This window comes from Exilispira thermophila (assembly GCF_055389015.1).
Window position 1 is genome coordinate 2,131,666 of the sequence record NZ_AP042476.1, and the last position, 12,468, is coordinate 2,144,133.

The window sequence follows — 12,468 nt, forward strand, 5'->3', positions numbered from 1 at the left end:
GGGGCTGTCTTAGATCTTAAGGCAGTCCTTTTTTTTAAAAAAAATAAAAATATAAAAATTTATAAATTAAAGGAAAAAATAAAAGAATTTTCAAATGAATTATTTAATAAATATAAAAAATAAGGTAAAATTTTTCCTTTATTTAGTTTAAACAACTTTCTAATATTATGTGCTATACTTATTAATCCCCATTCTATTTTTACATTATTTATTCCTCTTAACATAAATCTCCTGAATCCCATATTGTGTTTAATATCTCCAAATACGGTCTCAACTTCTATCTTCCTTCTAAATGATAACTCCTGTCCCATTAATGTTGATAAATTCGATTTAACTTCTGATTTTAATTTTAAAAATACTGGATTTACCCATATATTCTTGTAAGGTTTTCCTTTACTACACCTATCCTGATAAATACAACCTTTACATCCATTTGTTGAATATACTTTGTATAATTCTAATTTCTTCCTTTTTGTAGATCTTGCAGTATAAACATATTTTAATTCTTTCCCATTTGCACATATAAAACAATCTTTTGACTCATCATATTTCCAATTCTGTCTGTTTAATTTATCCTTTTTAAAACTTCTTTTACTTTCTTTAAAATATCCTGAATATTTAACATAATTATTTATTCCTCTCCTTTTTAAATATAAATAATTATAAGTAGAACCATATCCTGCATCAGCTATTAAATTTGTTGGTTTTCTCCCTGTCTTTAATATTAAACTTTCTAAATGAGGAATTAATGTGTTTGTATCTGATCTGTCTTGATGGATACTATACCATAATATAAATTGGTTTTGTGTGCCTATCTGTACATTATAGCCTGCTTTTAATTGACCATTTAACATTGCATCTTCTTTCATCCTCATAAATGTAGCTTCTTCATCTGTCTTAGAATAACTATTACGTCCTTTAAATTTCTTTTCCTGCTCTTCATATCTTTCTAATCTTGGTATATAATCCTGTTTTAACTTCTTAATACTTTTTTTTAATTGTTTGCTCTTTTTATCTTTTTTATCTTCTCCTCCTTCTTTCAATACATCTTCTAATTCTTTTGCTATCTTTTTTAGTTTCTTTGAATCTAATACTTCCTTTTTACCTTTAGATTCTTCAGACTCTTTTTCTTCATAATATCTATCTTCTTCTTCATTTAAATAATCTATCTCTTTTAATAATTTCTTTACATTTTCTTTAAGCTTCTTTTTGTAATTTTTTATGCTCTTTGACCATACAAAACTATATTTATTCGCATTAGCTTCTATTTTTGTCCCATCTAAAAAATAATTGTTTAAATCTACATAACCTGTTTCATATAAATAGGATAATAATATACTGAATATTTCTTCCAAATGTCTTCCTAACTTCTCTTTCCTGAATTTGTTTATTGTCCTGAAATCTGGATAATTCTTCCCACTTAACCACATGAAATATATATTCTCTCTTAATGCCTTGGCTATCTTCCTTGATGAATATATTTTCTGGGTATAAGCATAAACTATTACCTTTAAAAGCATCTTCGGATGATAACTACTTCTACCACCTCCTTTATAGCTTCTGTAAAGAAAATTTAAATCCATATTTTCTATTAAATCATTTACTATTCTTACTATATCATTTTCTGGTATATATTCTTCTAATCTTTCTGGAAATAATAGTGGTTCATCCTGTATATATCTTTTAAATACTACCTTATTATGTACTTTTGTTCTTCTCTTTTTCATAATTCAATTATAGCAAATAAATTATAAAAAAAAAGAGGTTGTCCCCAAGTTTTGAGACAACCCCTTTTTTATTTTCTTTTATATTTAAATATTTTTTATAAAATCTAATTTTTTATTAATTTAAATTTTTTACATTTTTATAATTAAACTTATTTTTTCTTAATTTTATTTTTTTTGTATTTTTTTTATTAAAACTAATTTTAATTAATTTAACTTTTTTAATAGTACTTATAATCTGTTATTATATTATACTATATTATATTATATTTTATTTAATTAAATTATGCCTTTTAAGAATATAAAATGGTATTGATTTTATTATTATATTGTATATGATTTTAATACATTAACTATTTTTATACAAAACTGGAGGGAATCAAAATGAAAAAATTTATATTATTACTGATTTTATTTTTACTTTTTAGTTTAAGCATATATGCATATAATGGTACATTAAATGCTACTCTTGGTTACTTTATTTGTCCAAGCGCTATTCCTATATCTCAAAACAATGTTTTAATTAATTCAGGATATATATTTACAACAAATAACTTTTATGTTACAACTCTTTTCTCATTTATACCTAATTGGGAATTAGGATTTTCTAAAGAAATAAATGTTAGTGATCAAAATTATACAACACCTTTTATTTTTAGTACAAAATATAGGTTTTATAAAGGAAATATAAGTGCATCTTTAGGTTTAATTTATGACACTATTTTTGCAACAAATCCATCTTCAAACCTTGAAATATATATTGCTTTACATGGAAGCTCCATATTTGGTAAAGGAACTATGGATTTAGTATTTGGAAAAGATTTTACATTTGGACAAAATGTAAATAGCCTCATAAATATTTACATTGGCACATCTATACCTTTAATTTCAAATAGCTTATTTTTAATTGCTGATTTTTCAAATACAACTCATAGAATTGGAAATATTGGCTATTTAAGAGAAAATCGAGGTGTTTTTAATGTAGGATTGCAACTATATCTTTTAAAAAATTTAAGCTTTTATATTGTATCTTTTGACTTTTTAGATCAACCTTTAAATTTCTTTATGTCTATAGGAGCTAGTTTAAGATTAAAATTTTAATAATATGAAAAAAACTATTGTAATTTTAATTTCTCTTTTTATTACTTTTATTTTAATATTTTTGTCAATATTTGCTATTTATTATATTAAATGGAATGGTAATAAAGAAGAAATCTATTATAAAATAAAATCTCTGAACAACAAGATTAAAAACAAAAATTTACAATTTTTTCAACCATTCTCAATTAAAATCTATGACAGAAACAATAAATTAATAACTCAAATTTACAATAAAAGACAATCCTATGTTGAACTGGATAAATTTCCACCTTTCATAATAGATCTTGTTTTATTAAAAGAAGATAGAGATTTTTTTAATCATAAAGGGATAAATTTTATTAGATTATTAAAAGCTTTAATCATTGATCTGCGCTATATGAAACCTGTTTATGGTGGTTCAACTATAACTCAACAGGTTTCAAAACTATTATTTTTAAATTTACATAAAACTATAAAAAGGAAAATTTTTGAAATATTTACAGCTTTCTATATTGAGAAAATATTATCAAAAGAAGAAATATTAGAAATTTATCTAAATATTGTTAATTTAGGTTTTGGAAGATATGGATTTGATTCTGCTTCACAGTTTTACTTTGGGAAAAATGTGTGGGATCTAAATTTTGAAGAAGGAATAATGCTTGTTTCTATTATTTCTGCTCCAGAAAAATACTCACCTTTAAAAAATATCGAAAAAGCAAAAATTAAATATAAAACATTATTAAATCTAGCTGTGAAAGCATGCCTTATTGATATTAACAAATCTAAAGAAATTTATAATGATTTTTTTAATAAATATAATTTCTTGAGTGTTTTAAACAAAGAATATATTTACAATGTTAATAAATCTAGTTGGATTTCATCATTAGTTATAAATTATATAAAAAAGAACTACTCATTAAATAAAGCTTTTATTGGTAATTATAAAATTTATACAACATTTGACCTAAATGCACAACAAAATTCATTAAACAAGATTTCAAGCTATTTTAAATCCCTTTACACTAATTTAGGGGATAAATATGAAAAAGATTTAAATAATCTTGAAATTGCTTTTATTGCTATTAACCCTAATAATGGGGAAATTGTCTCAATTATTGGAGGAAGAAGATACTCCCCATTAAACGAATTCAATAGAGCTATATTTAGCAAGAGACAAATTGGTTCAACAATAAAACCTTTTCTTTATTCCTATGCAATAAAAGAAAAAGTAATCACCCCTTTGACTATTATTAATGATGCACCAATTACATTAGATTTTGATGGTAAAAAGTGGAGTCCAAAAAACTATGGTAATAAATATTTTGGCCCTGTTCCTGTCTATATGGCTTTGCAAAAATCATTAAATACAGTTTCAGTTAGAATATCACAAATGGTTGATTTACAGGGGTTTATAGACTATTTTTCTAATTTCTTTGCTGAGAAAAATAAAGAGATTAAAAATAGATTAAAACCATTTCCTTCTTTAGCTTTAGGTAGTTTTGAATTTTCTCCTATTGAACTTGCTCAGGGTTATTCTGTTTTTCCAAATGGAGGTTTTGCAATTGAACCATTCTATATAAAAAAAATATTATCAGGTAATGACATTATTTATATAAAAGATAAAACCCAGAATAATATATTAAAAAATAAAGATCTGGATGCAAATGAAAATAATAAAAATGCAGTTATAAGCAATGACCTTGCAAAAGAGATCTCTTACCTTTTAAGTTTTCCTCTGAAAAAAGGGGGTACTGCATATTGGGCTAAAACTTATAACAATTATGATTTCCCAATTTATGGGAAAACAGGGACTACAAACAATTATAAAGATTCCTGGTTTGTAGGATTTACAAAGAACCTTGTTACTGTTTGCTGGATAGGTTACGAAAAAGGAAGTGGAAATTTAAAACTTACTGGTGGAGGATATTCAGCTAATTTAGATTTAAAAATATTAAAATATTTATATCCTTTATTCCCTGGGGATATTGATTTTAGTGGTAAAAACATTAAATTTGCAAATATTTGTAGTGTCACATACAAGTTAGCAAATAAAACCTGCCCTCAAGTTACTTTATTATTAGATATCCATGATATCCCTTATGAACATTGTTCTTTACATAAAGATTCAAAAGTTCAACCACAAACACCTTTCAATAAAGAAAAAGAACAAATTAATCTTCCATAAAAATCAAATTTAATCTATAAATTCTTTGACATTTATTTTGTATTATTTATAATATTGTAAGAAATAATAAATTTTTTAAGTAGAAAATAAAGAGAAAAGTATGTATAATAAAAAAAATATTATTGTAATATTTTTAATATTAATTTTATTAATAATTTTCATTACCGCATTTGTAATAATAAAAAATTACAATAATTACAACAGACTTGATTTCAGTAAATATAAAAATCCTTATGAAAATGAGCCCAATAATAATTTTGATAAAGCAAATAAATTAGAATTAACATCTAACATATACGGTAAAATAGATAATGAGAATGATATAGATTTTTATTCTCTGTATAATAATGATATAGTAAAAAAAGTCTTTAATATTTATCTTACAGATATTGGAATAAATGATTTAACAATCAATGTGTATAATCAAAATAAAAAAATATTATTTACAACTACTTCCAGAAAACTTCTTAATGTTAAAATTCAACCAAAAACTTTATATTATATTAAGATTTTTTCTAAAAATGGTAATTTTTCTAATTTAACATATAATTTAATTATCAAAATTCAAGATAAATATAATAAATTTTTAGAACTAGAACCTGATAATTCTTTTGAAAATGCAAATAATCTAGATTTTAATTATACAATTAGTGGTAAAACTATAAATTTTGACAAAGATTTTTATGTTTTTAAAATAGATAACTCTGGATTTTTTCTTATTTCTTTAACAATAAATAATTCTCCTTTAAATCTTAATATTTTCTCAAGAAATAAACTTTTGATATATAGTCTGAAAAATCTTAATAAAAGTGTTATAATTTCTCCTATTTTCTTTACAAAAGGAATTTATTTTATCGAAATTTCGGGTAAAAATTCTAAATATTTATTATTTTTAAATAAAGCTTTCTGGGAAGGTGAAGTCGAATTTAATAATACTAAAGAAACCGCTAATGAATTCTCTATTTCAGATAATATTTCAGGTTCTATTGGCTGGCCAGAAGATATAGATTATTACAAAATATTTATTAAAAATAGTAGTAAATATAGTTTTTATATAAACAAAAAATTCAATTCAAATCTAAAATTTAGTCTTATTAATAAAGATGGTAAAATTATAAAAGATGTTGATTTAAGTAATGTCAAAAATTTTCTTGAAATTTATTTAAATAAAGGTTATTATTATTTGCAATTTAAAACAATTAACTATGTAAAACCATTAAACTACTCATTCAGGATTGCAAAATGACTATTATTCTAATCTTTATTTTTATCTTATTTGTTCTGGGTGGATTTCTAATTTATGCTAAATTTTTTAATAGAGAAACACAAATTGAAGTATTATTCAGTAATCACAATTATAAAAAAATTATTGAAATTGTTTCAAATAATAAAAGTTTAATACAAAAATCCCCAACCATAAGATTTATATATGGTTTATCATTATATAACTTTAACCATTTTAAAGATGCTTATTTAATATTATCACCTTTATTAAAAATTGAAAAAATTAAAAAGATAATTGATTATGAAAAACTTTTAGAAGTATTAGCAGATTCAATGTTTCAGCTTGGAATTTATAAAGAAAGTTTCTATTTTTATTACAAATTATTAAAAGAAAACCCTAATAATAAAAAAGCAGTATATTATGTTGCTAGAATATATGTTGGTGCTAACAAATTAAGAAAAGCTTTATTGTTTTATGAAGAATACAAGAAATTCAATAGAAGAGACCCTTTACCTTATTTTGAATTAGGTCTTCTATATCTTTTAAATGGTGATATTTTAAAAGCTACAAAAAATTTTAGAATTTCTTATGAACTTGATAAAAATAATGTTGATTTCTCTTTTTTTTATTCAATTTGCTTATATGCAAATAAAAGAATTGAGCATGCAATTTCTATGATGAAAGAACTCTACCTTAAAGAATTAAAATTAGAATATAAAACAGAACTAGCCAGAATGCTTGGTAATATGCATCAGAGATTAAATATAGTTACAATAGCTATAAATTATTATGAAGAATTTTTAGCAAATAGAAATACCAGTATTCCTGAGTTTTTAAAAGATACTCTATATTACTTAGCTTTAGGTTATTTTAAAGTTCATGATTCTAAAAACGCAATTAGAGCATTACAAATTCTATATAATCTTGATAAAAAATATAAAGATGTAGAGGAAATTTTATATACAAAAGATACAATTTTAACTAATCCAACTTTTATAGAGGTTCTTGATTCCTGGTCAAATTTAGTAGAATTTAAACCTCCTGTATATCTTGCTAAATATTTATTAATTATTGATGAAAATTTAGATTTGAAATCTATAGAAGAAGAAATAGGTATAATTGAAAACCAACAAAATTATACTATTAACGATTATTTAAATGCTAAATATCAGGAATGGCTAATGATAAATGAATATATTCTTAGCATGATGGACTTTAAACATATAGCTATATATAGAAGAGAAAATGATCCTGATTCTTTTTCAGGAATGGGCTGTTATTTCACTGCAGAAAAAATGATAGGTGGGAAATTATACACTTATTTAATTAAATTTTATAGAGAAAATAAACTTAAAACTGGAGCAGTAAAACAATATTACAATATTAAAGAACAGCTCAATCTTGATAGGCTTGCAATATTTTATCCTTTTCCTTACCCAAGTAATATTGTCGATTATATTGCTTCAAAAAAAGATATTGAAATGTATGGAAAAAGTTCTATTATCTCTTTAATAAAAAAACAAAAGAATAAATCTAAAACTTGACAAAGTTTAATTTTACAATTTAATTAATAGTTTAGTTGATAATTAAAATAAATTATAATAAAGAAATTAATATATATAAATTAAAAACTAAATACTTAATAAACATAGATAGTTAACATACTATTTAAAAAGCATTAATAGACAACTAAATAATTAATAGATATTAACAGCCAACTAATTAATAAATGTTACTAGATAATTAAGTAACTTTAAATAAAAATAGCTAAACTATATAAACGATAAACTTACATACAAACTAATAATGAAAAAGACAAAAACTTATGAGTAAATTTAACAATAACAAAAATAATATAAAAATTGCTATTATCCTAAATGGTTATATTAATAATAAATCCAGGTTTTTAAATAAAATAGCTAATTTTAAGCACATTGCCTGTGCTGATGGTGGTTGCAAACATATTCTCAACTTCAATCTTAAAAATAAGCTTTTATTTATTGCAGGGGATTTTGATTCATTTCCTGAACCTTATAAATATTTTGATCAAAATATTATTTATAGTTTTAATCCTGAAAAAGATTTTACTGATTCATACGGAGCTTATCTTATTGCAAAAAATAAATTTAACTTTAAAGAGTTTCATTTTTTTGCTTGTAGTGGAAAACGAGAGGATCATTTCTTATCATTAATATTTTCATTTGTTAATAAAGATTTTATAAATAATAATGATACAATTTATTTTCATACTGATTTTGAAACATTTTCTATACTAAAACCAGGAAAATACACTTTTAAAATGAAAAACTCCCAATTTTCACTTTTCCCTTTATTACCTGTAAAAAAACTTGAAATGGTTGGGACAAAATATAAATTTCAAAAAAAAGATGTTAGTTTTACAGGTCAAGGAGTTTCAAATATTTTTACAGAAGATACTTCTTATATATCATTTAAAAAAGGACTAATTTTATTTTCAGTTTTAGAAAATGAATCACTATAACCCATTTTCTTTAAATTTATTGAATTTTATCAAATTTAAGGTAATTTTTTAGTAATGAGTAAAGATATATTATCATTAAAATTTAGACCCCAAACATTTGATGAATTTATTGGTCAACCTCAAGTGGTTTATCCATTAGTTAATTCTATTAAAAATGGCAATATTCATCATGCTTATCTTTTTTTTGGTCCAAGAGGTGTTGGTAAAACTTCTGCAGCAAGAATTCTTGCTAAAATGCTAAATTGTGAACATGGTCCAACAGCAACCCCATGTAACAAGTGCACAAATTGTATAGAAATTACAAACAATATTTCACCTGATGTTATTGAGATTGATGGTGCTTCAAATAGAGGGATTAACGAAATCCGACAATTACAGGAAAATATAAAATTTGCACCTTTAAAATCAAGATATAAAATATACATTATTGATGAAGTCCATATGTTAACAAAAGAGGCATTTAACGCTTTATTAAAGACACTTGAAGAACCTCCTGAACATGTTATATTTATTTTTGCCACTACTGAAATTTATAAAGTTCTTCCAACTATCCGTTCTAGATGTCAACAATATCAATTCAAATTATTCACTATTAAAGAGATTAAACAATTATTAATCAAAATCCTTTCTTATTATAAAATCAATTATGAAGAAAGAGCTTTATACTGGATAGCTAAATTTGCCAATGGTTCTTTAAGGGATTCTCTTTCAATCCTTTCTCAAATAATTGCTTATAACAATAATAAATTAACTGAAAAAGATACTCTTTATATTTTAGGTGTTCAACCTATTACTAATTTGATAAATCTATTTAATACAATTATAAAAAAGGATATTACTTCTCTTTATAAAATTATAAATGATACCTCTATCTCAGGTATTGATGCTGGTAACTTTGCTCAACAGATTGTTGATTTTTTAAGGATTCTATCTTTTATAAATAACAATTTAACTGAATATGAAATACTTGAAATGTCAAAAGATGATTTTGAAAAAATAAAAGATATTGCTTCACACTTTAATACAAAACAAATTATTTTTATGATTGAAAAATTAGCTGAATTTATAAAAAATATGAATATATACCTTAATCCTTTTCCATATTTGGAAAATATTTTAATTTCTTTTGCTTTTTATGAAGACTTTATTTACCCCTCTGAAATTATTCAAGAAATTAAAAAAGTTAAATCAGCTCTTGAAAAGAAATATGTTAAAGTTTATAAAAATGAGAATGAAAATATTAGTAGTCAAGAAAATAAAACAAATAATATTAATAATATAAATGAATTTAACAAGATTAAAGATGAAACTAAAATAAATAAAAAAATTGAAGAAATTGAAACAACTAATACAAAGACTCAAAATACAAATTTATATGAATCCAACGATAATGATTCTAAAAAAAATGATAATGTTCAAGAACAAAATAAATTTGAAATTTCTGAAGAACTTAAACAAACTTTAAAATTTGATGAAACCACTCTTTTTGATAAAAGCAATAAAAATGACAATAATTCAAATTTAATCAATAATGGTAAAGAAAACATTAAACAAGAACCTTCTAATAACACAATTAAACAAAATTACCAGATGGATAATAAATCTGAAACAAAAATTGCTAATAGATTAAACAATTTAAAGTCTATTGCAAAGGAGAACATAAAAAATAGTAAAAATATACCAGAAAGTTATAAACCATTAATGGAAATTTTTGATAGTACTTACATTGAAGAAAAGGAGTAGTTAAATGTTTAATTTTCAAGATTTTGGAAAACTAATGGGACAAATAAAGAATATATCACAAAAAAATAAAGAAATCCAGGCAAAACTTCAAAAAATCGAAGTAGAAGGTTATGCAGGTGGTGATTTTGTAAAAGTACTCGCTACAGCAACAGGTGTAATCAAGTCTATTACAATTTCTGATGAATTATATTACATGAATGATAAAATTATGATTCAGGATCTTATTACTGCTGCTGTTAACGATGCTTTAAAAAAAGCTAAAGAAAAAGCAGTAGAAGAAACAAAAGCAGAATTTGGTAATATCCCAATACCTCCAGGTTTAGAAGATATGTTTAAAAATATTTAATTGTTATTATATCTTTATATCTTTTTTTATATTTTGTTTTAAATATTTTACAGGAATTTTTAATGGACATAAAACCTTTCAATGAATTGGTAAAGTATATTTCTTTACTTCCTGGAATAGGGGAAAAATCTGCTATAAAAATAGCTATTTATATTTTACAAAATAAACAATTTTCAATTGATAATTTAATAAATATACTTTTATCTTTTAAAAATGATATAAAAATTTGTTCTGAATGTGGTTTTTTAACTTATAAATCTGATAAATGTGAAATTTGTAATGATGAAAAGAGAGATAACAAGAAAATTTTAGTTGTAGCTAATATTGAAGATGTAATAATTTTTGAAAACTCTAAAATTTATAATGGATTGTACCATGTTCTTGGAGGATTAATTTCACCTAATCTTGGAATTACACCCGATGACCTTTCTATTGATAAACTTTTAAATAGATTAGAAAGTAGAAAACCGGAAGAGATTATTATTGGATTACCAAAAACTTCTTATGGGGAAATAACCTCATATTTCATATCAGACATTATAAATAAAAACAAAAAAAATATTAAAATTACTACATTAAGTGAAGGAATTTCATCTGAATTTGATATTAATCAAATTTCAATCTCAACATTGATAAGTTCTTTTAAGAATAGAAAAACCTTATAAAAGAAAGATTATATATTTATTTAGATGCTTTTTTGTTTTCTCTTAAAGCAATGTTTATTTCAACTGTACCAAATCTGGAAGTAAAATATGCTGCAATTGTATGTAAATGAACTAATTCTATATTATAATCTTTTCCAAAAACAACTACTGGAGGGGTAATACTCAATGTTTTATCCTGACCAGATAATTCAATAGTAGCCCTACCAGTAATAATATTAGCAAGTTCTGCTATTGCTGATTTTAACATATCATCATCTTTTTGTTTAGCAGGATCAGAAATCATACTCATTGCAACTCTATCAGCAGTATGTTTTTTAAAAGAATAGATTACCTGCCCTTCAATAAAACCAGCAACTCCAACAATAATTGAAACCTCATTTTCAGGTTTTGGATCAGATTTTAATTTTAAATCAGCTTTTTTTAATTGTACCCCAGCTAATTGCTCAAAAACTTCAATAGCATTAGAGATAAAAGGATTAATATATTCAACCTTTAATGATGGCATAAAAATATCCTTAATTTTTATTAAGTATATAAATTTAAATGTTTTTGTCAATAATTTTGAATATTATTATAGTTTTTAAAAACACATTTAACTTTTTATTTTTATAATAACTTTTAATATAACAAATATATTTATATATTTAAAATCTTTTTCGTTTTTTCAATTATTTGTGATGATAAGTCTGGTTTATATATAAAATCATCATAATATTTTTTATATTCTATATCAATTTCACTTTCTAAATAACCAGACATAATGATTACTTTTGAATCTGGACTTTTTTCTTTTATTAGTTTAGCTAGTTCTACACCATTAATATCAGGTAAAGTTAAATCTATAAAATATAAATCATATTTTTTCTCTTTTAATTTTTCAAGACATTCTTTTTTATTAACAACTGTCTCTGTTGAAACATGAATAAAATTTAAAAATTTAACAATAATTTTTAAAATTATCTCATCATCATCTACAACTAAAATATTTTTATCCATGTTA

General features: G+C 23.0%; 11 protein-coding genes. 8 read left to right on the forward strand and 3 right to left on the reverse strand.

Translation table 11 applies throughout. The features are described from left to right. Nucleotides 1–59: 59 nt before the first annotated feature. The gene (locus ACZ5EC_RS09005) at nucleotides 60–1,727 is read right to left on the reverse strand and encodes an IS1182 family transposase (RefSeq protein WP_464302144.1); all 1,668 of its coding nucleotides are present in this window, start codon (nucleotides 1,725–1,727) and stop codon (nucleotides 60–62) included. 381 nt (nucleotides 1,728–2,108) lie between these two features. On the opposite strand from ACZ5EC_RS09005, the gene ACZ5EC_RS09010 reads away from it, so the two are divergent. From ACZ5EC_RS09010 to recR, 8 genes are all read left to right on the forward strand, one after another. Then, a complete protein-coding gene (locus tag ACZ5EC_RS09010; protein WP_464302145.1) occupies nucleotides 2,109–2,825 on the forward strand; it encodes a hypothetical protein in 717 nt (238 codons plus the stop codon). A 4-nt stretch (nucleotides 2,826–2,829) separates the two neighbouring features. Further along, entirely contained in the window at nucleotides 2,830–4,989 is a 2,160-nt protein-coding gene (locus ACZ5EC_RS09015) for a transglycosylase domain-containing protein (protein ID WP_464302146.1), read from the forward strand. 100 nt (nucleotides 4,990–5,089) lie between these two features. Next, complete coding sequence (locus tag ACZ5EC_RS09020) at nucleotides 5,090–6,235, forward strand: hypothetical protein (RefSeq protein ID WP_464302147.1); 1,146 nt, start codon at nucleotides 5,090–5,092, stop codon at nucleotides 6,233–6,235. Then, a complete protein-coding gene (locus ACZ5EC_RS09025) occupies nucleotides 6,232–7,758 on the forward strand; it encodes a tetratricopeptide repeat protein (protein WP_464302148.1) in 1,527 nt (508 codons plus the stop codon). Before ACZ5EC_RS09020 ends, ACZ5EC_RS09025 begins: the two co-directional genes overlap by 4 nt. A gap of 281 nt (nucleotides 7,759–8,039) precedes the next feature. Further along, the gene (locus ACZ5EC_RS09030; protein WP_464302149.1) at nucleotides 8,040–8,714 is read left to right on the forward strand and encodes a thiamine diphosphokinase; all 675 of its coding nucleotides are present in this window, start codon (nucleotides 8,040–8,042) and stop codon (nucleotides 8,712–8,714) included. 54 nt (nucleotides 8,715–8,768) lie between these two features. Further along, complete coding sequence (dnaX, locus tag ACZ5EC_RS09035; RefSeq protein ID WP_464302150.1) at nucleotides 8,769–10,457, forward strand: DNA polymerase III subunit gamma/tau; 1,689 nt, start codon at nucleotides 8,769–8,771, stop codon at nucleotides 10,455–10,457. A 4-nt stretch (nucleotides 10,458–10,461) separates the two neighbouring features. Beyond that, nucleotides 10,462–10,803: a YbaB/EbfC family nucleoid-associated protein gene (locus tag ACZ5EC_RS09040; RefSeq protein ID WP_464302151.1), complete on the forward strand. Its 342-nt coding sequence runs from the start codon at nucleotides 10,462–10,464 to the stop codon at nucleotides 10,801–10,803. Between the two features lie 62 nt (nucleotides 10,804–10,865). Beyond that, nucleotides 10,866–11,468, forward strand: a complete 603-nt coding sequence (gene recR / locus ACZ5EC_RS09045) for a recombination mediator RecR (RefSeq protein WP_464302152.1) — start codon at nucleotides 10,866–10,868, stop codon at nucleotides 11,466–11,468. A 16-nt stretch (nucleotides 11,469–11,484) separates the two neighbouring features. Here the strand turns inward: recR and ACZ5EC_RS09050 are convergent, their stop codons facing one another. Beyond that, nucleotides 11,485–11,973: a chemotaxis protein CheX gene (locus ACZ5EC_RS09050; RefSeq protein WP_464302153.1), complete on the reverse strand. Its 489-nt coding sequence runs from the start codon at nucleotides 11,971–11,973 to the stop codon at nucleotides 11,485–11,487. A 131-nt stretch (nucleotides 11,974–12,104) separates the two neighbouring features. Then, the gene (locus ACZ5EC_RS09055) at nucleotides 12,105–12,464 is read right to left on the reverse strand and encodes a response regulator (RefSeq protein ID WP_464302154.1); all 360 of its coding nucleotides are present in this window, start codon (nucleotides 12,462–12,464) and stop codon (nucleotides 12,105–12,107) included. Nucleotides 12,465–12,468 lie beyond the last annotated feature (4 nt).